Source organism: Enterococcus saigonensis (assembly GCF_011397115.1).
GTDB classification, from domain to species: domain Bacteria; phylum Bacillota; class Bacilli; order Lactobacillales; family Enterococcaceae; genus Enterococcus_C; species Enterococcus_C saigonensis.
The window spans coordinates 2,577,787-2,604,513 of record NZ_AP022822.1 but is presented as its reverse complement, the minus strand read 5'-3'; the positions used below and the strand labels follow the sequence as shown (position 1 = coordinate 2,604,513).

At 37.3% G+C, this 26,727-nt stretch carries 21 protein-coding genes; 14 read left to right on the top strand and 7 right to left on the bottom strand.

Annotation, left to right across the window (positions count from 1 at the left end):
* Positions 1-84: 84 nt before the first annotated feature.
* Positions 85-963 (top strand): LysR family transcriptional regulator, encoded by an 879-nt coding sequence (locus EsVE80_RS12525; RefSeq protein ID WP_173103991.1) that lies wholly within the window; start codon positions 85-87, stop codon positions 961-963.
* Between the two features lie 379 nt (positions 964-1,342).
* Here EsVE80_RS12525 and EsVE80_RS12520 read toward each other — a convergent pair whose 3' ends face one another.
* Positions 1,343-2,251, bottom strand: coding sequence for a LysR family transcriptional regulator (locus EsVE80_RS12520; protein WP_173103990.1), 909 nt, complete (start codon positions 2,249-2,251; stop codon positions 1,343-1,345).
* A gap of 182 nt (positions 2,252-2,433) precedes the next feature.
* Here EsVE80_RS12520 and EsVE80_RS12515 point away from each other — a divergent pair, with 182 nt between their 5' ends.
* The 11 genes from EsVE80_RS12515 (at position 2,434) to EsVE80_RS13785 (ending at position 16,134) form a co-directional block, all read left to right on the top strand.
* Positions 2,434-3,786, top strand: coding sequence for an acyclic terpene utilization AtuA family protein (locus EsVE80_RS12515; RefSeq protein ID WP_173103989.1), 1,353 nt, complete (start codon positions 2,434-2,436; stop codon positions 3,784-3,786).
* Between the two features lie 21 nt (positions 3,787-3,807).
* The gene (locus EsVE80_RS12510) at positions 3,808-4,116 is read left to right on the top strand and encodes a DUF4387 family protein (RefSeq protein WP_173103988.1); all 309 of its coding nucleotides are present in this window, start codon (positions 3,808-3,810) and stop codon (positions 4,114-4,116) included.
* Positions 4,117-4,399: 283 nt separating this feature from the next.
* Positions 4,400-5,152, top strand: coding sequence for a class I SAM-dependent methyltransferase (locus EsVE80_RS12505; RefSeq protein WP_173103987.1), 753 nt, complete (start codon positions 4,400-4,402; stop codon positions 5,150-5,152).
* 242 nt (positions 5,153-5,394) lie between these two features.
* The gene (locus EsVE80_RS12500) at positions 5,395-5,739 is read left to right on the top strand and encodes a PadR family transcriptional regulator (protein ID WP_173103986.1); all 345 of its coding nucleotides are present in this window, start codon (positions 5,395-5,397) and stop codon (positions 5,737-5,739) included.
* Positions 5,729-6,553: a DUF1129 domain-containing protein gene (locus EsVE80_RS12495; RefSeq protein WP_173103985.1), complete on the top strand. Its 825-nt coding sequence runs from the start codon at positions 5,729-5,731 to the stop codon at positions 6,551-6,553. Before EsVE80_RS12500 ends, EsVE80_RS12495 begins: the two co-directional genes overlap by 11 nt.
* Positions 6,554-7,074: 521 nt before the next feature.
* On the top strand, positions 7,075-10,932 hold the full coding sequence (locus EsVE80_RS13930; RefSeq protein WP_232061216.1) for a collagen binding domain-containing protein: 3,858 nt from the start codon (positions 7,075-7,077) through the stop codon (positions 10,930-10,932).
* Between the two features lie 39 nt (positions 10,933-10,971).
* On the top strand, positions 10,972-13,161 hold the full coding sequence (locus EsVE80_RS13925) for a SpaA isopeptide-forming pilin-related protein (RefSeq protein WP_232061211.1): 2,190 nt from the start codon (positions 10,972-10,974) through the stop codon (positions 13,159-13,161).
* Positions 13,162-13,357: 196 nt separating this feature from the next.
* Positions 13,358-14,326, top strand: coding sequence for a tRNA dihydrouridine synthase (locus tag EsVE80_RS12485; RefSeq protein ID WP_173103984.1), 969 nt, complete (start codon positions 13,358-13,360; stop codon positions 14,324-14,326).
* 254 nt (positions 14,327-14,580) lie between these two features.
* Positions 14,581-15,135, top strand: coding sequence for a TetR/AcrR family transcriptional regulator (locus EsVE80_RS12480; RefSeq protein WP_173103983.1), 555 nt, complete (start codon positions 14,581-14,583; stop codon positions 15,133-15,135).
* A 152-nt stretch (positions 15,136-15,287) separates the two neighbouring features.
* A complete protein-coding gene (locus tag EsVE80_RS13790; protein WP_197745902.1) occupies positions 15,288-15,695 on the top strand; it encodes a hypothetical protein in 408 nt (135 codons plus the stop codon).
* Positions 15,696-15,717: 22 nt separating this feature from the next.
* Entirely contained in the window at positions 15,718-16,134 is a 417-nt protein-coding gene (locus EsVE80_RS13785) for a DUF2871 domain-containing protein (protein WP_197745901.1), read from the top strand.
* A 220-nt stretch (positions 16,135-16,354) separates the two neighbouring features.
* Here the strand turns inward: EsVE80_RS13785 and EsVE80_RS12470 are convergent, their stop codons facing one another.
* The 6 genes from EsVE80_RS12470 to EsVE80_RS12445 are packed head-to-tail and all read right to left on the bottom strand — an operon-like array spanning position 16,355 to position 22,178.
* Positions 16,355-17,185: a substrate-binding domain-containing protein gene (locus EsVE80_RS12470; protein WP_173103982.1), complete on the bottom strand. Its 831-nt coding sequence runs from the start codon at positions 17,183-17,185 to the stop codon at positions 16,355-16,357.
* Positions 17,185-18,135, bottom strand: coding sequence for a prenyltransferase (locus EsVE80_RS12465; RefSeq protein WP_173103981.1), 951 nt, complete (start codon positions 18,133-18,135; stop codon positions 17,185-17,187). The genes EsVE80_RS12470 and EsVE80_RS12465 overlap by 1 nt, the downstream gene beginning before the upstream one ends.
* A complete protein-coding gene (locus tag EsVE80_RS12460) occupies positions 18,132-18,950 on the bottom strand; it encodes a carbohydrate ABC transporter permease (RefSeq protein WP_173103980.1) in 819 nt (272 codons plus the stop codon). The genes EsVE80_RS12465 and EsVE80_RS12460 overlap by 4 nt, the downstream gene beginning before the upstream one ends.
* Entirely contained in the window at positions 18,951-19,823 is an 873-nt protein-coding gene (locus tag EsVE80_RS12455) for a carbohydrate ABC transporter permease (RefSeq protein ID WP_173103979.1), read from the bottom strand.
* Positions 19,816-21,093, bottom strand: coding sequence for an ABC transporter substrate-binding protein (locus EsVE80_RS12450; RefSeq protein WP_173103978.1), 1,278 nt, complete (start codon positions 21,091-21,093; stop codon positions 19,816-19,818). The genes EsVE80_RS12455 and EsVE80_RS12450 overlap by 8 nt, the downstream gene beginning before the upstream one ends.
* A 50-nt stretch (positions 21,094-21,143) precedes the next feature.
* Complete coding sequence (locus tag EsVE80_RS12445) at positions 21,144-22,178, bottom strand: ABC transporter ATP-binding protein (protein ID WP_173103977.1); 1,035 nt, start codon at positions 22,176-22,178, stop codon at positions 21,144-21,146.
* A 226-nt stretch (positions 22,179-22,404) separates the two neighbouring features.
* Here EsVE80_RS12445 and recQ point away from each other — a divergent pair, with 226 nt between their 5' ends.
* On the top strand, positions 22,405-24,150 hold the full coding sequence (gene recQ, locus EsVE80_RS12440; RefSeq protein WP_173103976.1) for a DNA helicase RecQ: 1,746 nt from the start codon (positions 22,405-22,407) through the stop codon (positions 24,148-24,150).
* Positions 24,151-24,514: 364 nt separating this feature from the next.
* Positions 24,515-26,668 carry a HelD family protein gene (locus tag EsVE80_RS12435; protein ID WP_173103975.1) on the top strand — a complete coding sequence of 718 codons (2,154 nt, stop codon included), beginning with the start codon at positions 24,515-24,517 and terminating at the stop codon, positions 26,666-26,668.
* Positions 26,669-26,727 lie beyond the last annotated feature (59 nt).

Below are 26,727 nucleotides of genomic sequence, written 5' to 3'. Positions count from 1 at the left end.
AGATAAGTGTAGTTGACTATACTTAGGATGAAAAATACTTATATATTATATCTACCAATAACTTTTAACTATGGGAGGGATAAGATGGATTTAAGAGTAATAAAATATTTTTTGAAAGTAGTAGAGGAAAAAAATATAACGAAAGCCGCCGACGCGTTGTTTTTGTCACAACCGACGTTATCCAAACAGTTAAAAGAACTTGAAGAAGAACTTGGAGTGCAATTATTTACTAGAGGCAACCGCGAAATCACGTTAACAGAAGCGGGGATTTACTTATATAATCGAAGCAAAGAAATTCTTTCGTTAGTGGAAAGTACTGAAAAAAATTTAAAAAAAGAAAAAGTGATTGGTGGAACGCTCTCCATTGGTAGCGGAGAAACAGAAACATTTCAATGGATTGCGGAAATCCTAAACCAATTATTGCAACGCTACGCTGAGGTCAATGTCAATTTGTATAGTGGGAATGCAGATGACATTAAAGAAAAAGTTGACGCTGGATTATTGGATTTTGGGTTGGTGATTGATCCTGTTGATAAGAAAAAATACGATTATCTTCCACTTTCTCAGTTTGATCAATGGGGTGTATTAGTAAACGAGTATCATCCACTAGCAAAAAAAAGTAAAGTTTCTCCTTCAGACCTCAAAGCACAAAGATTATTAATTTCCAGCCAATCTCAAGTAGACAATCAATTGTCTGAGTGGCTAGGCGGCAATCTGGATAAATTCAAAATTGTCGGTTCATATAATCTCCTTTACAACGCGTCATTACTTGTTAAAGAAAGTGATATCGTTGCTTTGTGTATCGATGGAATCATAAATACGAGAAATAGTGGGTTGAATTTCATTCCATTTTCACCACCTCTTGAAGCGCGAACCAATATAATCTGGAAAAAAAATCAAGTTTTTTCAAATGTATCCAATAAGTTTCTGGAGCTATTAGTTCAAAATAGAGGAAAGGGGTGAAATTTTTTCTAATCCCTTTTTTCTCGCTTTCATTACTAAAAACAATCGGAGAGAACCGTATGAATTGGTTTCTTATTTGATTAGCCAGCGCATGTGACAACGATTCTCCATCATGTTAAGCTGTCTGACGCGAAAAATGCTCATCTCGTGAAGCGTGTCAGCTAAAAGCGTCCAACGTAACGATGCGTATTATCCGGTATTTGCAAAGCTACTTTGGTAAAGAAACGTTTGGCTGAATACACATTATTAGGTTGCAAACTGCAGTAGCGTAAGTAATCCAGAGACCAAAAAGCGACGTGTAAAGTACGGGGAAAACGACTACACACGTTGAATAGGCAATGTGTGTAGCGGTGAATTGCAATCCGTCCCGCAATTTACCTTAAGCCAATATTTTAGGAAGTTCACGGATTAAAAATTGCTCTGCTTCAGTTAAATAGGCATTTTTTCTGTGACAGCAGAATAGTTCGCGTTTTAGGGGATAATCGTCTAGCTGCACATAAAAGTTAGAATCGGTGGGTTGGCGTTTTCGGCAAAATATCGCGGGAACAAAGGTAAATCCTTTATCTAAGCTGACAAGATTACTGGCCAAGTGAATATTTTCAGTTTCTAAAATTTTGGCAGGCACAATTTGAAAGTTTTCAAAAAAGCTTGTTGCAATTTCCCGCATTTCCCGCCCCTTTTTTAATAAAATCATCGCTTGATTGGCTAATTGTGTGGGAGATATTGCTGTAAAGGGTTCTTTTTTTGATCTTATTTCATTTTTAACTGCAAAAGAAGGCGGTACTTGGATATAAATTGGGTTTTCATAAATATAATGGAAGGTCAATTCAGGGTCGTGATTTTGGTAAACGAGGGCGATATCGACCGCGCCTTTTTTTACCCGCTCATACAATACACTCATCCGCTCTTCTTGCAATGTTAATTCAACGTGGGGAAATGCTTGGGAAAATGTATCTAAAATTGCAGGAAAGACAAATTCACCGGTTAATGGCGTGACGCCAAGTGTAATTTTTCCCGTGTGACCATGGGTTAATTCTGTGATTTCTTTTGTGGTAGATTGTGCGAGGTGCCAGACATCTTGGCAACCTTTTAGATAAATCTCCCCTGCTTTAGTGAGATGGAGATTGCCACGGTCGCGAATGAAAAGAGGGGTGCCGATGGTGCGTTCTACCTCGCGAATAAAGCGACTAAGAGCAGGTTGTGAAATAAAAAGTTTCTTGGCAGCGGCTGTAATACTGTGTTCATTTGCCACTGTTAATAAGTAGTGAATGTGTTTTTCATTAATCATAAAATTTCTCCTAAATAAAAGCAGTAAGAAAATTGTGGGTGATTTTATCTATAACTTTTATGTTATAGATAAATATAAAAAATGGCATTTTACATTATTGTATGCGCTATCTATAATAAAGTAAAGTAGGACAGCTGTTATACAAAACCAAAAATTTTCAGTGGATTGCGGAGGGATTAATAATGGAAAGTGTAAAAGTCTTTGTTCCCTATGGGGCAGTAGGATTGAATTGTACGCAAGAAGCCTTTGAAGCAGGTCTTTTGATGAAACCAGATATTATTTCAAGTGATGCTGGTTCAACAGATTCGGGGCCGTACTATTTGGGCTCTGGTCATGGAAAATATGCTATTGAAGATGTGAAGCGAGATTTAAAACGGATGGTACTAGGGGCAGACAAGTTAAAAATCCCGATGACTGTCGGGACAGCGGGAACGTGCGGCTCAGATGAAGGCGTCGATACTGTTTACCAATTAATTGTTGAAATCTGTCAAGAAGCAGGTATCCATAAAAAAATTGCCAAGATATATTCACAACAAGATCGAAAAACTATCAAACAAAAGTATCATGAGGATAAAGTGCAAGGGCTACACGGCGCACCTGTGATTACTGAAGCGACTTTTGACGAATGTGAGACAATTGTTGCTTTACTAGGAGCAGAACCTTATCAAGAAGCCTTCAAAAATGGTGCGGATATTATTATTGGCGGACGTTCAACTGACACGGCAGTAATTGCCGCCTATCCACTTTTAAAAGGCTGTGATCCGGCATCTTGTTGGCACGCAGCAAAAACTGTCGAATGTGGTGGCGTCTGTACCAGTGCCGGTCTACAAGGCGGTGTTTTTATGGAAGTGGATGATAAAGGGTTTACTATTCGAGCTGTCCAGCCACAAAGTACTGTTTCACCCTATTCCGTATCGGCACATTTACTTTATGAAAATGCAAATCCCGTTCAACTGACGGAACCAGGTATTCGCATTGATACAAAAAACGCCAAATATTCTGCTCTTTCAGATACGGCTGTGCGTGTTGAAGGGACGACAATTGAATATTTGCCGTATACGATGAAGTTAGAAGGTGCAGGCATAGCTGGTTTTCAAACAGTTAGTATGGCGGGTATTCGGGATCGCAAAATTATGAATGAACCTTTGCAATGGATCGATGAAGTATCTGAAGCAGGAATAGAAAAACTAGAAAAAGCTGGGATTTCAAAAGAAAGTTATGATTTTTGGTTGCGTCCTTATGGCTATAATGGTGTATCAGGAATGGCTGTTCCAGAAGACTATGTGCCAAATGAAATATTGATGATGTTGACAGTTACAGCCAAGACACAAGAATTAGCCACACAAATTGCTAAAGCTTTTAATCCCTTGTTACTTCATTACAATATGTTCGCTGGCAAACAGATGCCTTCTTTTGCCTTTATTTTTTCACCGGCAGAAATGGAGCGGGGCGCAATTTATGAATTTAAGTTGTATCACACCGTATTACTAGATGATCCCATGGAATTATGCCGTATCGTTTATGAGACGATTTAACTGAGAAAGGTGGAGTAAAAAATGAGCACAGTTGAAGATGTTGTCAGCTATATTCGAAGTAAAAATGCAGGTCCTTTTTGGCTGACCATTGATGCTTTTTGTCAGAATATAGCCGATACAAAAAAAGTGGTAGCTGCATTTGAAAGAGAACGAATTTTTATTGCAAAATCTTTTCAAGTAAAACCAGAAGACTTGGAAATCTATTGCCTAGAGGCTATTCAAGTTGCCAAAATCAGCTTGCCACGAAATCCAATTGAAGGTAGCCGCAATGAACGGGACATGCATGGTGGACAACAATATGTTTCGTTATTAGATATTGTGTGTGAATAACATCGCCAAATTACAGGTTAGCCTTAGATGTGCAGGTACTATAGTGATTGTTTAGCGAAAATGCATTAAAAAAAGGTATTTTTTTACACAAACTATTTGTATGATTGCGACAAGAATAGGTCGGTCCAAAATTTAGGTTTGAAATGAAAGACGTTCTGCATCTTTTTGCAAGCGTCTTTTTTGTTGTGCTCATGCTTTAAAATGATGTCTGTCATATCTGAAAAAACAATGGCGTTATAGTATAGTAGGAATAAATAAAATTGGATAGCTGGAGGAAAAATAAATGAAATCTTATCAAGAGATAAACAAAGAAACAATCGACAGGTGGGTTGAAGGCGGCTGGGAATGGGGGAAACCTACGACCCATGAAGATTATGTAAATGCCAAAAATGGACATTGGCAGGTTTTCTTGACGCCAACTGTTGCTGTACCACAGAACTGGTTGCAAGAGTTACAAGGAAAGAAAATTTTAGGCTTGGCATCTGGTGGTGGGCAGCAAATGCCAATTTTTACTGCTGTAGGCGGTGAGTGTACCGTTCTGGATTATTCCGCCAAACAAATTGAATCAGAATATTTGGTAGCCAAAAGAGAAGGGTATGAAATTAACGCAATTGAAGGAGATATGACGAAAAAATTACCTTTTGCAGATGAGACTTTTGATTTAATTTTTCATCCTGTTTCAAACTGCTATGTAGAAGATGTACAGCATGTTTTTGATGAAGCGTATCGCGTTTTAAAAAAAGGTGGGACACTTTTATCTGGTCTAAATAATGAAATTAACTACATTGTAGATAACGACGAGAAAGAAATTATTTGGAAAATGCCGTTTAATCCTTTGAAAGATGAAGAAGCTAGAGCATTTATGCAAAAAGAGGATGCCGGAATGCAATTTTCTCATAATATGACGGAACAACTGGGCGGGCAGTTAAAGGCAGGTTTTGCTTTGATTGATTTATATGAAGATACGAATGGCTTTGGTAGACTTCATGATATGAATATTAAAACGTATATTGCAACAAGAGCAATTAAATTCTAAGCTGTATTCCCACAATGGCTGGTTAAAAAGCAGAGGCTAACATTATAAGTTGAAGGCTTCCCAGTTTATTAAAACGAAAAAGCACGAGGTAGGATAAAATTTCCAGAAGCTTACAATGAAGTTTGTAAGCTTTTTTATAGTGAGAATATTTCTTTATTAAAAATCAGCTAACTTGCTTTACAAACTAGTTAGTTGGTCTTATACTATGACTATATTGTAAAACAAGTTAGTTAGGAGACAACATGACACAAAAAAACTCTTCCCAAATGCTAAAAGGAATTCTGTCGGGCAGTATTTTGATTCTTTTGGCTGAAGAATCTTTGTACGGTTATACATTAAGTGAAAAATTAGTTGACTTTGGTTTTGCAGAAATCCCCAAAGGAACAATTTATCCCCTCTTGCTTACATTGGAAAAAAAAGGATTGATTGAAGGACGGATGGAAGCTTCTCCTGATGGTCCTCAGCGAAAATATTATTTTCTAACTGAAGCAGGAGAAAAAGAGAAAGCAAGCTTTATTCAACAATGGAGGCAGCTTAAAAATAACGTAGATGCTTTAATAGAAAGAGATGAAAAAAATGAAGACTAAAGAAATTATTCAATTAAATGCAAATTTGCAAACGCAATTAACAAGTGTAAATGAAGAATACTATGGCGATCTTTTGGTCTATGTTCGTACGCTGGCTTTTTTACGAGATGAACAGCAGACGGAGGAATTGTTGTTAAGCATTCTACAAGACATCTTAGATGCACAAAAAAATGGTAGGACAGCTGAAGCATATTTTGGCAAAAAACCAAAAGAATTTGCTGATGAAATAATACAACAACTTCCTTTTAACGTGGTGGATACGGCTAAACTAGTGGCTTATGGCATAGGGGCGTATTTCTTATTTTCAATTTTGCCAACTTTAATCAATCCAACGAGGCCCTTTGATGTGGGAACTTTCAGTCTTACTAGTATTTATGTAGGAGCTTTTTCAATTTTTGCTTTGTGGGTATTCGGAAAAAGCACGTATCACGTGCGACGATCCTTTAAGTTGTTGGCAGCGGTCTTTATAGGTTTTTTATTTGCCGGCGGTATAGCAGTCAATATTTTTGTTTCCACTCCGTTAAAAATTTATTTTGGAGGCTTTTTAGGAAGTGCTACTATTTTGATTGTCGCCTTGATTAGTGGCTATTTGTTAGCAAAACAAGATAACAAAAAAATCTGGCTTCCATTGATTCCTGTTTTGACTACAAGTGCATTCTTGGGTATCTTTTCTCGACTACCCATTTCTTCTCACTATTTTGATTTCTCCACGCAACAAGGGAAGACTATTTTGGCAGTTACATTGTGTATAGCCTTGTTTTTGCAATTTGTTCTCTTGTTTTGGTTAGGATATAGCTCTAAGCAAAAGAAGTAGTGGCTAATAAGAAAAAAGTTGAGGGAATTTACGTGAATTTTTGAAGTGAAAAAACAATATAAGGATTAACGAGCGACTGGAGAGATCGAGTCGCTATTTTTTTAGTATAATACATTCTATTTTGTCATTTTTCGGTACTTTTTATTTGTGAAAAGAAAATTAAGTAACATGTGATTTTCCTAACAATTCTCATCTAAACAAAATTTTCAAATTTTACCAGATTACAAAAATATTTAAAGGAATTATATTACGTTTTCAAAAAAATCTAAGACCGATTAAATTGATAAGCATCGCCTTTTTTGTGAATTAAAATATCCTGTCTTGACAGTAAAATGATACGTTTTTAGATGTATATTGAAAAATAGTTCAAAACTTTTATCAAAAACTTCGGAAACTTATCTAATAAGTGATAAAAAAATGGTGATAAGTGGTATAAACCATTTGTTTTGGTTGTTTGTGCTCCCTATAATAGATTAGGATTATTCAAAAATAATAATAATTATTATCTAAAAGGGGAAAAAATGATGGGAAAACAAAAATATAACTATCGGATCGTGTATCTTTTTATGGCGTTGCTTTTGTTCATGCAAGGAATGACACCCTTAGTAGCAGTTGCACAGACAGTGACAAATGATTGGACGCTGGAAGCAATTCAACAAGATGGGGATCAGTTGTTGCTAACAGTCAAAGGTAAAAACGAAAAAGAAGCGACCATTAAATATTCAGATAATGTTGATTTAACCAATGCAAAGTGGCAATCTGGCAGTGTGGTCCCAGCGGTACACATTGATAATCAAAATAAGAAAATTACGCTTGCAAAAAGCCAGACACAAAAAGAAGATGTATTGATCTTACAGACGAAGGCCAACACGTTACAGCAATTACGTTCTGATATCACGTTTACATATGGCAGTCAACAACTTGCGTTTGCTGCTGAGCAAACGTCTAGCACAACGACTTCACCAACAACAGAAAGTACAGAAAAGTCGAGTGACACCGCAACGCAGATAACAAGTACAAGTGAAAGTGTTACAACGGAAAATCCTAAATCATCAGAAGGAACAAAAGAAAGTGATACCTCTGATTCTGCTTTAGCACCTGCAGCTACTGATAATAAGAAGCCAGCAGATAATCCCAACGATATTCGGACTTATTTTCCAAATGGAGAAGGGACCATTATTACGGACAGTCAGATTTTCTTTACAGATAAAGATGGCAAACCGATTGAACCACCAATTCCTGCTGATGCAACGATTCGAATGACTTATGATTGGGCTATTCCGGAATCAGTGCGGCAAAAGATAAAAGCTGGTGATTATTTTGAATTTCACTTACCAGCTGAACTAGTTCCAAGCCGGGAAATGTCAGGGGCGTTAAAAGATGCACAAGGTAACACGTATGCAAATTATGTTGTAGGAAAAGACGGTACGGTACGCTTTACTTTTACAGAAGATGTTGTTAACTCGAGTGATATTACTGGCGATTTTTATTTTGAAACACATTTTGAGACCAATCATATTGATGGACCAGGAGACATTACGATTCATTATCCAACAGAAGACAATTTACCACCTGTCGATGTCACGATACGACCAGCAACAGAAACGCAAATTGACAAACAAGGACACTTTGATAAAACACCTAATCCTAGCAAAGTAGCGTGGACAGTGGATATTAACCAAGCGATGAAAGAACATACCAACTTGACTATAACCGAAACTTGGCCACAAGGTATTGCCTATGATTCAGTTAAAGTTTATGAATTGGTGATGAATTTAGATGGCACCGTAAAAGAAGTTAGCCGCCAATTAGCACCAAGTGAGTATACGGTTGATCAAAATGGGAATGTGAAGATTAAAGGAAAAACCAACAATGCCTATCGTCTGATCTATCAAAGTACAATTAAAGAAAGTGCAATCCCGGATAAAGGTGGTAAAGTATCTTTTACAAATGAAGCTGCTTTGACAAGCGAGGAAGTGACAGATGACTTGACTGCAAAAGCCACAGTCACCAATAGCTATGGTAAATTACTAGAAAAAAAACAGACAGGCTACAATTCAGACAAGCAAGAATTTTCATGGCAAATCAAATACAATTACGGCGAAAAAAATATTAGCAAAGAACAAGCTGTTTTAACTGATACAATGAGTGAAAACTTAACCTTTGAACCTGATTCACTGGTTTTACATCGAATTACTTTTGACAAAAACGGCAAAGAAATTATTGGCGCAGAACTTACCAGCCCTGCTGATTATCAAGTTGTGTATGATACCAGTAAAAATCAATTTGTTTTAAAATTTGCCCATGATGTTAATTATGCCGTTAAGATTGATTATAAAACGAAGGTAAATACACTCGTGACAGGGAACACCGATGTAGATAACCAAGTCGTAGTGGATACCGGTGGTGACGGTCAAGAAGGTGGCGATGATGGCACTGCGCAACAACAAAACATCATCAAAAATTTAGGCAATGTCGACTATGCAAACAAAACAGCTATCTGGAAGTTAGAAGTTAATAAAAATAATTACTACATGGAAAATGCGGTAATTACAGATACATTCCAGCCAATCCCTGGGCTATCCCTTGCTCAATCGCATTTAACGGAATCAAAATATGATCTAACGATTGAAACAAAAAGTGGTAAAAAATTGTTCGCCAAGCAGGATTACGACTTAACCGTACAAAAAAATCAAGCAGGTCAACAAACTGGCTTCACCATTAAATTTATAGGGGAGTATGCTAAAACAACGGAAAGTTTTATTATCTATTATAAAACTAATTTTGATGTGACCGGCTTAGACCCTGATGGAAAAACGGGACCAGACTCATTTATAAATCATGCAACAATCACTTGGACTGATAAAGAAGGCGGCAAACATCATTCCGATGATGAAAAACCATTTAAACCCCATGATCCGTTTACTTTAAATGCCCAAAAAAGTGGGGTCTATAACGCAGTTACCAAAGAAATCACCTGGACGATTGTTGTCAATTTAAGCCATAACCAGTTACACAATGCAACTTTAACCGACCAGATTATTGACAATCAGAGTTATGTTGACGGCAGTTTAAAAGTTTTCAATGCCCAGACCCAACCTGATGGTAACGTTTATATTAATGAAAAAGATGAAGTAACCAATCAAATGCAAGCAATCAAAGAGCCCACTGGGGATAATGATCAAACGTTAAGTCTTCATTTTCCAGAAGGTATCGCTAACACCTATGCTATTGTCTTTAAAACTTCATTGGCAGATAAAGTAATTGAAGGTTCAAAAGAATATGACAATGTAGCAGATTATGAGAATAATAATGATGACCGCAAAGTGACGGGTGAAGTATCTGTTTATCATGGTGGGGAAACGCTAGCTAAAGAAGGACTCCAAGATCCAGATGATCCAGATTATGTGCTATGGCACGTCACAATCAATGGTGCACAGTCTACTCTGGACGATGTAGTCATTACGGATCATCCTTCTATTAATCAAGTATTAGATGAAGATTCTGTAGTTTTATATCAAACGCAAGTAGCAGAAGATGGAACGATTACGCCGGATAAAACAAAACCGCTAGTTGCCGGAAAAGACTATACTCTTGAAGTCAAGACTGATAATGAAACAGGCCAGCAAACCTTAGAAGTAAAAATGGCCCATATTGAAACAGCCTATTATATGGAATATCGAAGTTTAATTTTATCAAGTACAACAGGAAGCCAAGATAAAGTCTCCAATAATGTAACAATTAAAGGAACAGGTACCAAAGTTATTGAAGGCAGTGATGGTCAAGATGTTACCGTTCAAGTCGACAATAGTGGTGGAAATGCTTCTGGTAAACGGGGAAAAATCGTCATTCAAAAAACAAAAGAAGATGGACAAACACCATTAAGTGGTGCCCACTTCCAACTCTTGGATATGAAAAAAGAGCATGTTTTACGCGAAGGCACCGTGACAGAAGATGGGAAAATTACTTTTGGTGGCTTACCACTAGGTTCTTATAAATTAGTTGAAACACAAGCACCAACTGGCTTTACCATTTCAGATGAATTAGCCGCAGGAAAGACAATCGAAATCACTGAAGCGACAACGGAAGAGGATGCACCATCATTAATTATTAAAAACGAACCTAATAAGGTCATTTTGAAAAAAGTGGGCGAACAAGGTACAGTTTTACCAAATGCGCAATTTAGATTAGAAAAATTAACTTCTAAAATTGTAGGATCATCATTTTGGCAAGAGATTCCCTTACTTCAACAAAGTCGCACGGATGAAAATGGGATTTTAGAAGTTGATGGGTTAGAAACAGGGATTTACCGCTTTGTCGAAGTATTTGCCCCAAGTGGCTTTGTCCGTGATGAAACGTCTCATATCTTTGTCGTATAAAAACAAAGAAATGGGCAAATTCCTGAAGTACATCTGACTTTGAAAAACTATCAAGGCAGTGCCACACTTACCAAAAAAGATGCTAAAGGAAATCCTTTAGCCAAAGCAGAATTTAAAGTTGTAACTTCAGACGGTCAAAAAGTTCAAGAAGGTTTAACTTCAAATGACCAAGGTGTTGTCACAGTCGAAAACTTAGCTCCAGGCAAATATCAGTTTATTGAAACCAAAGCACCAACTGGTTATGTCTTAAATGCAACACCAGTAGACTTCACCATTTTACCAAGTGTAAAAGGAAAACCTAAAACAGTAGTGGCAGCAGATAATTTTATCAATTATCAGGGTGCCGCCAAATTGATTAAAAAAGATGCCCAACAGCAGGTGTTGTCACAAGCACAATTTAAAGTCATTGATAGTAGGGGGAAAACGGTAGCTGAAAATCTGCTATCAAATGATAAAGGTGAAGTACTCGTCCAAAACCTAGCACCCGGACAGTATCGTTTTGTGGAAACAAAAGCCCCCAATGGTTACTTATTAAATGATCAAACAGTACCTTTTGAAATTAAAGAAACAGCGAAAGGACAGCCAGAAACAGTTATTGCCAGTGATAATTTTGTGAACTATAAAGGAGCTTTCAAAATTCATAAAGTCAACAGCCAAAAACAAGGGTTACAAGGAGCTGAATTTACTTTATACAATAGCGACAAGCAAAAATTAACCACGGCAACCAGTGATGAAAAAGGCGATGTCACTTTTAATGAATTGGCACCTGGTACTTATTATTTCCAAGAGACCAAAGCGCCCGTTCACGAAGACGACACACCGTATATTATTAATCCAGCATTGATTAAAGTCGTTATTCCAACGCATGCAAAAGGAGATCCCCACGTATTTAATTTTGGTGATTTCCAAAACTTTAAGGCAAAAGCAGTGATAAAAAAAGTCGGTGATGCAGGATCAGTGGCTGGGGCAACATTTGAATTGTACCGGATCGAAGATGGAATACAACAATTGGAAAGAACGATTGTTGTACCAGAAAGTGGTCAAATTGATTTAGATGATTTGGGCGTTGGCAGTTATAAATTAATTGAAATAAAAGCAGCGCCAGGCTATGTTGTGAACAGTCAAGCGATTTATTTTGTCGTCAATGAAGAAGGACAAGCAGATCAAAGCGACCAAATGGATTTCAATAATTATCAATCAGAAATTATTGGCCACAAAGTAGACGAAGATAAAAAACCGCTAGCAGGTGCAAAATTTGCAATTTATGCCAGTCAAGACGGTCAAAAAGTCGGCGAAGCATTGACTGTTCTAAACAACAAAGGAGAAGCTACACAGGAGATTACAACCGATGATAGTGGTGAAATTTATGCCAAAGGGTTGGCAGTTGGTGAATACGTATTGGTTGAAACAAAAGCACCAGCAGGATTTATTCAAGATACCACTCCCCATACTTTTGCTATTACAGCACAACAAGGCAAACCAGTGCCAGTTGAATTAGGAGACTTTATTAATTATCAAGGACAAGCAAGTTTGAAAAAGACAGATGATAAAGATAATCCACTTGCACAAGCAGTCTTTCAAGTAATTGATGACGCTGGCAAAATTGTTGCAAAAGATTTGGTAACCAATGAAAAAGGTCTTGTTCAGGTGGATCAATTGGCGCCTGGTAATTATCAGTTTGTGGAAGTAAAATCGGCGCCAGGTTATATTCTAAATACTGAAAAAATTCCATTTACAATTGCGGAGAAAAATGAAGGTCAACCAGATCCGATTACAGTAGCCATGATTAATTACAAAGGAAGTGTGACATGGCAAAAAACTGATGAAAAAGGGCAAGGGTTAGCTGGCGCGGTATTCCATGTAAAAGATGATACTACCCATAAAAGTGTAACTGTGACAGTTGATAAAACGGGACATGCTACTTTGACAGATTTAGCACCAGGAACATATACGATTAAAGAAGCAAAAGCCCCAACAGGCTATCAATTAAGTGAAAAAACGTATCAGTTTGTCATTCCAGCCAGTGAAAAAGGGAAACCTGAAACACTTGTACTGGCGGACATTGTTAATCATAAGTTACCGCCAGAAGATAAACCAAAACAACCAACCCCTACGGATAAGAAAAAGCATTATCCTAAAACAAATGATCAAAATAATTATCTGCTTGTTTTTGTCGGTTTTGTTTTGATTGCTTTTTCTACCGGTCTTATTTTGCGAAAACGAAAATAATTCACTACCGTTTAAAATCGGATTCTTCCCCAAAGTAAGTTGAATAAATAAAAAAGTTAGATAAAAAGAGGTTGTGACATGTCACAGCCTCTTTTGTAGTTAATTTACATTTTTGCTTCTTTGCAAGTTCCTTAGTATAATGACAATACTTTAAAAATCGTAGGGATTTTGTAGGAGTAACAGGAGGAATAAAAAAATGACGCATAATTTTTGGGCCGATTTACCAAAGCCCTTTTTTGTTTTGGCACCGATGGAAGATGTGACGGACGTGACATTTCGCCATGTGATTAAAGCTGCCGGAGCACCAGATGTTTTTTTTACTGAATTTACTAATTCAGATAGCTTTTGTCATCCGGAGGGGATAAAAAGTGTACGCGGGCGTTTAGTTTTTACTGAAGATGAACAACCAATGGTCGCTCATATTTGGGGGGATAAACCCGAATATTTTCGTGAAATGAGTATAGCGTTAGCAAAGATGGGCTTTAAAGGGATTGATCTAAATATGGGCTGTCCGGTCCCAAATGTGGCAGAGCGGGGCAAAGGCAGCGGTCTGATTTTACGTCCAGAAGTGGCAGCAGAATTAATTGCGGCCGCTAAAGCTGGCGGTTTACCGGTGAGTGTGAAAACCCGGATTGGCTTTAACGATTCGCTTGAGTTGGAAGATTGGATCAGTCATTTGCTGAAACAAGATATTGCTAATCTATCAGTACACATGCGAACTAGAAAAGAAATGAGTAAAGTAGCCGCACATTGGGATTTAATTCCCCAAATCTTGCAACTGCGTAATCAATTAGCACCTCAAACGTTAATTACAATCAATGGTGATATTTTAGACCGGCAAATGGGTTTAGCACTGGCAGAAAAATATGGAGTTGATGGGCTTATGATAGGTCGTGGTGTTTTTAAAAACCCGTATGCTTTTGAAAGGATGCCAAAGGCACATACGCCTAAAGAATTAATAGATTTACTTTATTTACAATTGGATTTACAAGAGCGATATGCAAATGCTGTCCCTCGTTCGATTGTAGACTTACATCGCTTTTTCAAAATTTACCTGAAAGGATTTCCTGGGGCAAATGATTTACGAATTCGCTTAATGGAAACAAAATCAATCCCAGAGGTCCGCGAAATCTTAACAGATTTTGAACAAAAATATTTTGTTTAAGCCAAAGGAAATCGTAAAACTACCTTCAGCTATGTTTAAAAAGTCGCTTATAAAACAGGGAAATTAGCGCAGTGTGCAAATTTAAAACTGTTTTATAAGCGACTTTTGCTGAACTTTGATTGGATTTTTATGGATAGCACTTTAATGAAAGGATAGGTCGGCGCATTTGTGTTGACGAAAATAATATTCGTGGGTAAAATCTAAAGTGAACGTTGTTCATATTGATGAACACATTTTGAAGAGGGGGAAAAAAGGTGAACAATACGGTGAGCTCTCGGGCAGAACTAATTGCTTGTTGTAAGAAAATTGTGGCTGAAAAAGGAATTGAAGCTATTAGTATCCGTGAAGTTGCAACACGTAGCGGTATTTCAGTTGGTGCTGTCTACAATTATTTTCCCAATAAAGGACAGCTTTTAACTGCTACAATTGGGAGTATCTGGTCCGATATTTTTCATCTTTCAGATAATTCCTATGAATTTGACAGCTTTTCAAAATGTCTGGAAGCCCTATTTAAAAGTGTAGAAATAGCAAAGCAGCAGTATCCTAATTTTTTTACCAGTCATGCTTTAGTATTGGCTTTTGATGAAAAGCAGCGGGGTCAAAAAATGATGGAAAATTACTGGCAACACATAAAAGCAGGCTTAGTTAAGACACTTTTAAAAGATCAACAGGTACGTCAAGGTTTATTTGATGATAATTTGACAGCTTCGCAATATGTTGACTATATTTTTGAGCTGTTTTTATATGAGATTACCCATGAAGAAAAATCAGTTGCTATTTTACAACTTGTAAAAAATTCACTTTATTAATTTGTCTTAAAAACCGATGGACAGATGACTTTGTAAGCTAGCAAATACACTAGCTAAGGTATTTTCCATTCTAAATTTGGGACAAATCGAAGTGATTTTTTTATCAAATAAAATGAACGAGGTTCACTTTCAGAAAAAGGCAGGTTTTGAATATGATCAAAAAAAATAATTTATTACTTTTGGCAAGTCTTGTATGGCTGGTGGCAGGCTTTAATATTTTAAAAATTGGGATTGAAACGTATACAGGATACGTCACGTTTTTTAATTTATTTTTATCAGTCCTCGTTTTTGTAACATTTTGGTTTATGATTTTTTCTAAATTAGTCACCAAACATACTTTACGAATTGACCACTATGATGAAGAAAAACAATTTTTCTTAAAATTTTTTGATGTAAAATCATTTCTTATCATGGCGGTAATGATAATTGGTGGAGTCACAATCCGCACTTTTCATTTATTACCCAATCGTTTTATTGCCGTTTTTTATACAGGCTTAGGCACAGCTTTATTTTTAGCCGGCGTTTTATTTGGCATCAATTTTTTTAAAGCAAAAAAATGAATCGGAAAGGAATGTGAAGAAGATGAAAAAAGTAATGAATACCGCCATCGCTTATTTTATTTTGGCAATGGTAGCAGGCGTGTTTTATCGAGAATTCACAAAATTCAATGATTTTACCAGTGCGACGGTGTTGCGTGTTTTACATACGCACCTTTTAGCTTTAGGGGTAGCCGTATTTTTATTTGTCGCTATTCTTTTTAAAATCAGCAATTTGGCAGAAAGCAAACTTTACCAACGTTTTTACCTCCTGTATAACATCGGCTTGCCGCTAATGATAATTATGATGACAGTGAGAGGTGTATTGCAAGTTTACGGAACAGAAGTTAGTCACAGTATGAATAGCATGATTGCAGGTATTGCAGGTTTAACTCATATTTTAGTAGCAACAGCCTTGTTGATGCTGTTGTTGGCGGTGAAAAGAGCTTTGGTAAGAGAATAGATTGTGAAATAAATATCCTGCACAAAAAATACCCCCAAATAAAATTCGTCAGCAGATACAATCACTAAATCGGCTTTCTAGCGCATTTTATTTAGGGTTTTTTTATTTAAACAAGATTATTTTGAATTATTTTACGTAACACTAACTACGCAAGATTCCGCACTAAAATTTTTCGGCAAAACAGCGCAACAAGAATACACTTCATCAGGAAGAAATGCACCTAAAACACCTTTCGCAAGCAATCTTTTGTGTGATACTTCTGGCTTACTTCACCTGTTTGCCATAAGAAATCTGCTAATAATTCAAAATCTTTAGTCGCGTAATTATGCTGTTTTTCAAAGGTAAAGTGGCGTAAATTTTCAGCGGCTTCAGGTGTATATTGCGCTATTTTTATTGCCTGCAGTACTTTATCATCGGCTGAAAGCGCGTTGAAGTTTTTTGCAGCGGCTTCTAAGGCGTGGTGGAAATTGGTAACTGTTTCGACATTGTTATCATAAAATTTGCGATCAAAGCACCACATTACCATATTTTTATCTGAATTTTTAGAGTGCCATAAAATTTCGGTATCGCTTTGTGTTTTTAAGATATCGGTGATAAAAGGTTCGATAGCAACTAAGGCGTCAATCTCCCCATTTTGCAACATTTGAATGCGTTCATAAGTGTTATTTATCCAGACGATTTCAGGTTGCTTAAGAACAGTTTTTAAATCATGCGCCATAAAAAAGGGAAACAGTCCTTTGCGGGCAACCCCGACGCGCAGCCCTTCTTTAGGGGCGCCTTTTTTTGCTAAGAGTTGGATGGTACGGGTTAAATCGGTGGTAACGAAAGCATCTTTTCCATGTTGACGGTAATCAAAGTAAAAAGTCAAGTCGCCCATCATGGCATCGACATCACCGGCGACAAAACTGCTTTTTTGTGCGAATTGAAATGTTTCGGTGACGGTTAAGTCGACAGGAACATGAAATTTTTCAAAGTAGCCGAGTTTATCGGCGAAAATTACAGGTAATACAAGGGGATTGATTTTATTTTGAACCAAACGGATTTTTTCCATTATAAGTACTTCCTTCCCATGATTTGGATGAAAAATAAAAAGGCCATCCACGTATTAAAGTGATAAATCAACAGTAAAGGACGAGGACCATATTCCCGTCCCATTTCTGGGTAAACACTAGGGATTTTGACGTAATCTTTGTACCAGCGTTGCCAGCCTTGACGGTAAAAAATTAGACAGCCGATTAAAAATTGCCACCACGGAATAGTCTGCGTAACCCAAAGTATTACCCAACAGGTAAAAAGAATTAAAAATTCTGGAATAACGATTAATATCGCATTGCGAAATCCAATGACGTGCGGTAGCGTTACTCGGATACCACGATCTTTTTCGTAGTCGCCGACATTGTTGGTAGACATTAAAAAAACAGTTAAAATCATGGGGACCACACTGTATAGAAGCAACTGCCAATTGCCACTGCCCATTTGTGTACGTCCTGCTAAGTAGCAAGCAAGTCCACCGACAAAAAAACCTGAAACAACTTCTCCTACTGGATAAAGTAAATAAGGTTTTGGTCCAAGAGAGTAAGTAATTGCCGCCAGTAAGCCAATTAATCCCCAGGCCAGCAACAATAAATCTTTGGTAAGAAAAACCAGTAAAAGCCCGCAAATGCCGCCTAGCGCAATCATGAGGAGTAAAACGAAAACAGCATCAAAAAATTTTGCGTCACCGCGGACAAGCCCTTCACTGCCCTTATGGTAGGTGAAAGTTGTTTCGTTTTCTTCTTTGGCTAAATAAGCCCGCATTTCGTTAGCCGTGTTTGCAACAATATTAAAGCAAAAACCGGCGATAAAAAATAAAATCATGTATAACCAATGAATTTCTCCAGTTAAATACGCCCCAAAAAAACTCCCACTTAAAACCGGCAGTCCAGTGGCAAAGCCGGTACGCACTTCCATGACGGTATAAGCTCGTTTCGGGAACCCTTTAAAAAAAGTAAGGATATTCAACTTTTAACACCTCCTGCCAAGCTTTCATAAATATATTTTTGTAAGGCTAAAAAGACAATTAACATCGGGAGAATACTTAAAATTACTAAGGCACAAATTACTTGCCAATTGGTTTGATTAGGTCCCATAAAGCGGTAAAGGGCGGTGGCCACTGTCCCGTGTGTTGAGCCCGGCAAATATAAAAAGGGAATATAAAAATCGTTGTAAATGCTAATCATTTTTAAAACGATGACAGTTCCGGTAGCCGGACGCAATAAAGGAAACAAAATCTGACGGTAGATTTGAAAAAAGCTGGCCCCTTCTAGGAGTGCGGCTTTATCCAATTCAATAGGGATTTTTTCATACATTTGTAAATAAACGTAAATCATCACGACATCTGCACCTAAATAAATCACGATAGGGGCAATTAAGCGATCGTAAAATCCTAATGCGGTGATTATTTTAAAGGTAGAAATTTGCGAGACGACCATTGGAACCATTGAGATAAAAAAATAAGCACCAATAACCAGTTTTTTGAAAGGAAAATCAAAACGATTCAAAACATAAGCCACCATAGAGCCAATTACAACACTGCCACAAACGCCACAAAAAACTAAAATAAAGGTATTGATAAAAGCTTGCGGCAGATTACCGGAGGTAAAAGCAAGACGATAGTTTTCAAAGTGCCACTGTGTGGGTGGGGTAATCCCGCGGGTGGCGTTGAATTCTTGGTAGGTTTTAAAAGAGCCAAAAAATACAGTTAAAAGAGGATAACAGCAAATAAACAGCCATACGCATAAAAAGAAATATTTGCTAATTTTGGCTAGAATTTTCATTTAATTATCCTCCTTTTGAAAACGTTGTTGTATGAGACTTAGTGCAATAATAATCAAAGACATTAAAACTGCTAGACTAGAGCCTAGGCCAACTAGTTTTTGATCAAAGGCGACTTTCATGGTTTGCACTAAAAAAGTTGCTGTTCCATTGGCACCATTTGTCATAATTAGCGGGATTTCAAAGGCGGAAACGGCTCCAATAGTGAGTAAAATAAAGTTCAGCTTTAAAACGGTACGAATATTTGGCAAAATAATGTAGCGGGTTTGTTGCCATAAGTTAGCACCTTCTAAACTAGCCGCTTGTTGATAGACCTGGGGAAGACCTTGGATCGCTGCAAAATACAATAAAAAACTCGTGCCCAAGTGACGCCATAAGGAAATAAAGGCCAGAGTATAATTGGCCACAGCGGGATCTCCCAACCAGAAGCGAATAAATTTACTTAAATGCAAAAAATGCAAAAGCTGATCAAATGAGCCATCGGGTTCAAAAAACAATCGGAAAATCAAAGAAGTTGCAACTCCGCTGATCATAATCGGAAAAACAATCACCGCCTTAAAAATATTTTTGCCATAGGTTTTTGTGGACAATAAAATGGCTAAAACTAGGGCAATGACGATTTGTAACAGACCAGAACCTAAGTAAAAGAGATTGGTGGTAAAAGCCTGAAAATAAACTGGATCTTGCCAAATAGTGAGATAGTTTTTAAATCCGATAACGTTTTTTTCAACAGATAAACCATCCCAATCGGTAAAGCTATTGTAAATTAAGGTTGCAATGGGTAAGAGTCCAAAAATTAGTAACAATAAAAGCGGTAAAGAGAGAAAAAGCAGAATAGTCTGCTTTTCCTCTCTTTTTAGGCTGCGCTTATTCATGGGCTTTTGCTGCAGCCTCCCATTTTTTCTCTAGGCTTGCGACATACTCTTGATAACTTTCATTTTGATCAGGGTATAAGGCGATATTCACTGTTTTTTGTAAGACGTCAGTTAAGCGTCCAACGCCAACTTCGTTTGCGATGGCGCTGTATTTTGCCTCAATAGCAGGATCAGTTGCTGGGGCAGTCAAGATGACGTTGTTTTCTTTGATCGCTTTTTGTTCACTGGCATCAAGCTTAGCTTTAACAGGAGTCATGCCGCCCATATCTTTGGCATGTCCAGAAGCAGGATCAATAAAAAAGTCTAAGAATGCTTTGGCAGCAACTTTATTGTTAGAATTTTTGTTAATACCAATTACAGAAGGGGCACCCAGAGCTAAACTGGTTTTACCAGCTAATAAATGTGGGAATGGCATGATATTAATCGTGTCTTTACTTAACTTTTGAATTGGGGCGACATCTTGTGAGCCACTCATTAGCATGGCAATCTTGCCATCGGCTAATTGTTGTTGGGCTTGTTGCGTCTCTAACGTAACGGGATCTTTTTCAATTAAGCCAGCTTTCGCTAATTCGTAAATCATATCCATGACTGCACGCATTGGTTGCCCTTTTTTAAAGGCAGATTTGTTTGTCACCATTTCTTTTTTGAAGTTTTCACCGCCATAAGAAGATAAAGCGCCTGCCCACACAGCTAGACGTTGGTAATTGGTGTAAAAAGCGATTGCACCAGTTTTTTCTTTAATTATTTTAGCGTCAGCGATTAATTCTTCAGTTGATTGGGGTAATTTATCGATACCAGCTTTTTTGAAAACTGCTTCATTGTAAACCAATCCCAATGAGTTTAAAACTGTTGGTAAACCGTATACTTTACCATCGTAATCGGCTTCAGTGACGTCTAGATAATCTTTTTCCATGGCTTTTGTTGTGCCCAATGCTTCAAAGTATTTGCTGTAATCTTGTGGTTTTCCTGCCATTGAAAAAGGTACAAAAACCACATCGCCATAGTCTTTTGTGTTCATGCGATTGGCAATATATTGGTCGTAATCTGTACCAGCAGATTCCCATTTAATAGCTGTAATTTCAGGATATTTTTTCTTGAAATCTTTTTCCATTTGGGCATAGAGCTTGTCTGCATCGGTCCGGTTGGTGACAACAGTTAATTCGCCACTGACTTTATCGTTTTGTTTGGCTGCCTCTTTGTTTGTACTACCACAAGCTGCTAAAAAGAATGTTGCTGCGGTTACGGCTAACCCTAAATAAATTTTTTTCATGTTTCTTTCCTCCAATAAAATAAAAATGATTAGCTGTTTGATAGCTAAATTTACAATTCAAAAAAAAGTAGTTGCGTGGTATCAAAAGTAAAATGAACACATTGCCCCATTAAATTCCGGGTATCTTGAGTAGTTTTGACTGCAAGTGTTACGCCTTGCCATGCAAGTTGTAAAATACTACTGCCACCATAATAACGAATTTCTGTGACAACGCCCGTTTCAAAATCAACACTCGCTTGACTTTCTTTGTGTGAAAATTCACGAATAAGAATATACTCACTCCGAATAGCAGCTAATTTTTCTGACTCCCGTGAAAATCGCTGTTGCAGATAGGAAGGTAACTTATCAAACGAAAATAAATTAATCGTAGGACGGCCAATAAATTCGGCTACGAAACGATTCTTGGGTTTTTCGTAAATTTCGTGAGGGGTACCGATTTGTTGAATCACACCGTCTTTTAACACGATAATGCGATCAGCTAAAGACATGGCTTCTTCTTGGGAGTGAGTCACAAAAAGCGTAGTAGCCTGCAACTTTTTGTGGGTAGTTAAGATTAGATCTCCCACTTGATCTCGTAATTTTGCGTCTAAATTAGATAACGGTTCGTCCATTAAAAATAATTTTGGATTGCGAACAATGGCTCGCGCCAAGGAGACTCGTTGCCGTTGACCACCAGATAAATTTTTGGGCAGAACGTTTACTACCTCTGTTAAACCTAACTCGCTTGTTACCCAGTCCAACTTTTCTTGCCGTTTCTTTTTTGCTGTTTTTCGAATTTTCATGCCAAATGTAATATTTTCTGCTACGGTCATATGAGGAAACAAGGCATATTCTTGAAAGACCAGTGCCATGTCGCGATCTTTTGGTGCTGATTTTGTAATATCCTGCTCGGCTAAAATAATACTCCCAGTTGTCGGTTCTTCAAAACCGGTCAAAATGTTCAACAGGGTGGACTTGCCACTTCCACTAGGGCCGACAATGGTAATAAATTCACCTTTTTCGACCGTTAAAGAAAAATCTTGTAGTGCTTTTGTCTTTTTACGGGGATAGATTTTGCTGACATTTTGGATTGATAAATAACTCACAGCATAACCTCCTCATTGCTGAAATTTGCCTTACTTAGCTTACACTTTTTTTACTTTTACGTCAAAATCATCTGTGATAAAAATCATTTAAATAAAGTGTAAAAAAACGTGCATTAGATTAAAAATTAGCCTAAAAATTGGCTACTTTTTTCTAGCTGTTTTCCATGTTAAGATGAATAGGCAAAAAAGGCCTGAAAAGAACTTAGTAGTGAGAAGAGGATAGTACGTGGATGTTTTAACCCAATTATTAAAAGAGAAGTTTGGTTACGAAAGTTTTCGACCGGGTCAATTAGAGTTGATTCAAAAAGTGTTACGTAATGAAAATGTTTTAGGCATTATGCCTACAGGTGGTGGCAAATCGATTTGTTATCAATTACCGGCATTATTATTAGATGGTTTAACCTTAGTGGTCTCACCGCTAATTTCTTTAATGAAAGATCAAGTGGATGCCTTAAATGAAATGGGTATTTCAGCTACTTTTGTTAATAGTAGTTTATCTCAAGAAGAAGTAAGTATGCGCTTAAAAGATGCTGCCTTTGGTAAGTATAAATTAGTTTATGTCGCGCCAGAACGGTTTGAAATGTTTTCGTTTAAGCAACTTTTACAGCAAGAAAAAATCAGTTTAATTGCAGTAGATGAAGCCCATTGTATCTCGCAATGGGGACATGATTTTCGCCCTAGTTATTTGCAATTGGCCCAAGAAATCAAAGTATTGCCACAGCGGCCAGCAGTGATCGCGTTAACCGCGACTGCTACACCACAAGTTGCATCAGATATTGAGAAAAGTTTGGAAATTCCAGCAACGAATAAAATACAAACTGGTTTTGCGCGGGATAATTTGGCTTTTCAAGTAGTAAAAGATGCTAAAGATAGCTACTTATTGGAATATTTGCGGGTCAATCAGCAACAAGCCGGTATTATTTATGCCAGTACGAGAAAAGAAGTGGAACGCCTGTATCATTTATTAAAAAGTAAAAAAATTGAGGCGGGGTATTATCATGGTGGCTTAACCGAAGAAAAGCGTTCAGCAGCGCAAGAAGCCTTTTTGTTTGATGAAATTAAAGTGATGGTCGCGACCAACGCGTTTGGAATGGGAATTAATAAAAGTAACGTTCGCTTTGTCATCCACGCCCAAACGCCAGGAAACATTGAATCGTACTATCAAGAAGCCGGCCGGGCAGGACGTGATGGACTACCCAGTGAAGCCATTTTGATGTATGCACCGCAAGATTTACAAGTACAGCAATTTTTTATTGATAATTCTGAGATGGAGTTAGACTACAAGCAAAAAGAGTATTTAAAACTACGGGAAATGAGTCAGTATGCTCATACAGAAATGTGTTTACAACGCTACATTTTACGCTATTTTGGCGAAGATGGCCCTGATTGTGGGCGTTGCAGTAATTGCTTAGATCAACGTGAAGTCCAAGATATTACTTTAGACGCGCAAAAAGTGTTGTCTTGTACAAAGCGCATGGGAGAACGTTTTGGCAAAGCGTTGATTAGTAAAGTTTTAACAGGTTCAAAAGATCAAAAAATTAGCCAATGGCATTTTGAAAAGCTATCAACTTATGGCTTAATGAAAGATTGGAGTCAAAAAGATGTTAGCCAGTTAATTGATTTTTTGACAGCAGCAGGTTATTTAATTCCTACCGAAGGACAATTTCCGTTATTGAAAATTTCAAACAGTGGTAAAAAGGTCTTGCTGGGACAACAAAAAGTGATGCGTAAAGCTCAAGTGGTGAAAAAATTGGCACCTGATAATGAATTGTTTGAAAAGTTGCGCCAGTTGCGCTTGGAATTAGCGACGAAGCAAAATTTGCCGCCTTATGTCATTTTTTCTGATAAAACCTTGTATGAACTAGCTGAGATTCGACCGCAAACGACCTTAGAAATGTTGCAAATTAAAGGGGTAGGGGAAAATAAATTAAAAAAATACGGCGCGGCATTTTTAGAACTCTTACAAAAATAGCTGCGTACGTCTGCCGATAAAATTTCATAAAAGCGTTATACTCCTGCAAAACTTTTGAAAATAAGGTTTTTGCAGGTTTTTTTTGTTGGGAAGGGAATAGATAATAGATAATTTCCACAGGAAGTGAATCCGGTTCTTTCACGTTTTTTTGTGGTTAGCGTAACGAGTAAATTCTCTCTGTCATGCAGTCAAAAGCTTATAAAATTTGCGGGTCAATTTAGCAAGTTTTCATCTGATTAATTGAGCGTTAAATCCGTTTGTTTAACTTTTGTAATAGCATAGAGATTGCAGTAGCCTGAATCAGGGTGTAAAATGGCTTTCCGCTAATAAAAAGCGGCGGAATTGCGAATTTAGGAGTGGTGTTATGGTCAACACACAAGCAGAAGAACAATATTTGCAAAAGGTTTATCGTGCGTTAAAAAAAGCAGAAGGACAATTATCTGAAACTTTAGCTAAAGGACAGAGTAGCGGAATTTTAGCTCTTCAAGAAATGGCAGGGGATGTCCGGCTAAATTTTGATAACTTCGCTGATAATTTAGACACATTTGCCCAGTTAGAAATGAAAAATCGTGAAATTGATCAACTGAATTTGAAACAAAAAACAGCTGCTAGCAAATTGGCGCAGGTTCGGCGCTTATTGCCGCAAGCTTATTTTGGAAAAGTGGTGGTAGATTATTTTGACGAAGAGGAAAAGCAGTCTTTTTATATCGGCGTTAATAGTTTCAATGACGAAAATGAAAATCTAGTTTATGATTGGCGTTCACCGGTAGCAGAGTTATTTTATAATAACGTTTTGGGACCATCTGCTTACTGGGCAAATGGCAAAAAAATTCCTGTAGCCATCGATTTACGGCGACAATTTGTAATTTCTTATGATCGGTTAAAGCATTATTTTGATACGCACATTGCCATTGAAGATGATGTATTGTTAGCGGCGTTGGGAAATAGCGCCAGTCAACAGATGCAGGCAATTACTGCGACTATCCAAAAAGAACAAAATGTGATTATTCGTGATCTGGATCATGAGATTATTTTGGTCAACGGGGTAGCCGGCAGTGGTAAAACTTCGACAATTATGCAGCGGATTGCATATTTATTGTATTCATTACGCCAAGAAATTAGTGTTGATGACGTGTTAATTTTAGCGCCTAATGATAAATTTATTCAATATCTTGCGCATGTTTTACCTTCATTAGGTGAAAAAAATCCCCGCAATTTAACGTGGCGTAAACTATTGGCATGGCAATTAGATCAACCGCTAGAAAGTGAAATAGATTATTTTACCCGCATTACAAAAAGTGAAGTCGATAAGCAGACGACTGTTTTACGCAGTCAAAAATTTGCTGAATTCGTCGACAATGCTAGTGACATCTTACAAAATAAAAATTATTTTCAAAAGATTACAGTAAAGCAAAAAGTAATTATTAAAGCTGAGACGATTGCTGAAATGTTTGCTACCACTCCCAAAGATGCTACTTTCGGTCAAAGAATTCAAAGTGTAGCGGTAAAACTTCGGAGTTATTGGCAGCGTCGTTTATTAAAACAAGCCCAAGGTAAAGCTTGGCAAGATCGCGTTTTGGCTTTATCCGAAACCCAACAGCAAAAATATTTTGGACATTTATTACAAGATGAGTCCCCTAAAGCATTGAAAAAATATGCTTTACGCTTATTGCAGCAAAAATATCACGAGATTGAAGTTGCGATTACGAACTTTAGTTGGCTACAACCAGCGCAAATGTTAGCAGATTTATATTTGGCTTACACTGGTGAACGATATCAAGCTGCCGAAGTGTTAACAGTTGATGAAGCGACGATTGCATTATTAATCCAACACCGTTTTATTAAAACAAGCCCCTTAGCTACGATGAAATACATTTTAGTTGATGAAGTTCAAGACTACACGCCGGCACAAATCTTTTTATTAAATCAATTGTTTACGAACGCTCGCTTTACTTTGGTTGGAGATTACAATCAAGCGATTTTTAATTCTCAGACGGATTTTACAACCATTGGCGCTATTTTTAAGGCAACTAAAAGAGAGGTTATAGTTTATGATTTATTAAATAGCTACCGTTCGAGTGGAGCGATTACGGCAACATTTCAGCAACTTACGGCGCAAGTTGATTTTACAATTGTACCTGTTCGCCCTAAAGGTAAAAAAGTAGCTGTAAAAAAACTAGTTAAATTGACTGATTTGGCTCGTTTTCTGGCAATTGAAAAATCAGTAACAGTGATTACTAAAACGCAAGCAGAAGCCGATTATTTAACCCAGTGGTGGTACGATCAGCCAATCATGTTCGCCAATGAAAATACTACTAAAGAAAATGTAACGATTTTGCCGATTAGTTTAGCCAAAGGTTTAGAATTTGATCATGTGCTTTTATATAATGCTTCAACAGAAAATTATACCACTGAACAGGATCGTAAAATGCTGTATACCGCTACTTCTCGTGGAATGCAGGAACTTACGATTACTTATTTTGAAGAATTAACGCCGTTATTGCAATTTTTAGCTTAGGAAAAGGACAACAAACGCTATTTCTTGTGAACAGCAGATAAGCATTTTACTGACAAAAA

What these genes read in the sequence shown, in the direction of transcription:
- EsVE80_RS12525 (WP_173103991.1), top strand. Translation starts at nt 85, where the DNA reads ATGGATTTAAGAGTAATAAAATATTTTTTGAAAGTAGTAGAGGAAAAA.
- EsVE80_RS12520 (WP_173103990.1), bottom strand. Translation starts at nt 2,251, where the DNA reads ATGATTAATGAAAAACACATTCACTACTTATTAACAGTGGCAAATGAA.
- EsVE80_RS12515 (WP_173103989.1), top strand. Translation starts at nt 2,434, where the DNA reads ATGGAAAGTGTAAAAGTCTTTGTTCCCTATGGGGCAGTAGGATTGAAT.
- EsVE80_RS12510 (WP_173103988.1), top strand. Translation starts at nt 3,808, where the DNA reads ATGAGCACAGTTGAAGATGTTGTCAGCTATATTCGAAGTAAAAATGCA.
- EsVE80_RS12505 (WP_173103987.1), top strand. Translation starts at nt 4,400, where the DNA reads ATGAAATCTTATCAAGAGATAAACAAAGAAACAATCGACAGGTGGGTT.
- EsVE80_RS12500 (WP_173103986.1), top strand. Translation starts at nt 5,395, where the DNA reads ATGACACAAAAAAACTCTTCCCAAATGCTAAAAGGAATTCTGTCGGGC.
- EsVE80_RS12495 (WP_173103985.1), top strand. Translation starts at nt 5,729, where the DNA reads ATGAAGACTAAAGAAATTATTCAATTAAATGCAAATTTGCAAACGCAA.
- EsVE80_RS13930 (WP_232061216.1), top strand. Translation starts at nt 7,075, where the DNA reads ATGATGGGAAAACAAAAATATAACTATCGGATCGTGTATCTTTTTATG.
- EsVE80_RS12485 (WP_173103984.1), top strand. Translation starts at nt 13,358, where the DNA reads ATGACGCATAATTTTTGGGCCGATTTACCAAAGCCCTTTTTTGTTTTG.
- EsVE80_RS13790 (WP_197745902.1), top strand. Translation starts at nt 15,288, where the DNA reads ATGATCAAAAAAAATAATTTATTACTTTTGGCAAGTCTTGTATGGCTG.
- EsVE80_RS13785 (WP_197745901.1), top strand. Translation starts at nt 15,718, where the DNA reads ATGAAAAAAGTAATGAATACCGCCATCGCTTATTTTATTTTGGCAATG.
- EsVE80_RS12470 (WP_173103982.1), bottom strand. Translation starts at nt 17,185, where the DNA reads ATGGAAAAAATCCGTTTGGTTCAAAATAAAATCAATCCCCTTGTATTA.
- EsVE80_RS12460 (WP_173103980.1), bottom strand. Translation starts at nt 18,950, where the DNA reads ATGAAAATTCTAGCCAAAATTAGCAAATATTTCTTTTTATGCGTATGG.
- EsVE80_RS12455 (WP_173103979.1), bottom strand. Translation starts at nt 19,823, where the DNA reads ATGAATAAGCGCAGCCTAAAAAGAGAGGAAAAGCAGACTATTCTGCTT.
- EsVE80_RS12450 (WP_173103978.1), bottom strand. Translation starts at nt 21,093, where the DNA reads ATGAAAAAAATTTATTTAGGGTTAGCCGTAACCGCAGCAACATTCTTT.
- EsVE80_RS12435 (WP_173103975.1), top strand. Translation starts at nt 24,515, where the DNA reads ATGGTCAACACACAAGCAGAAGAACAATATTTGCAAAAGGTTTATCGT.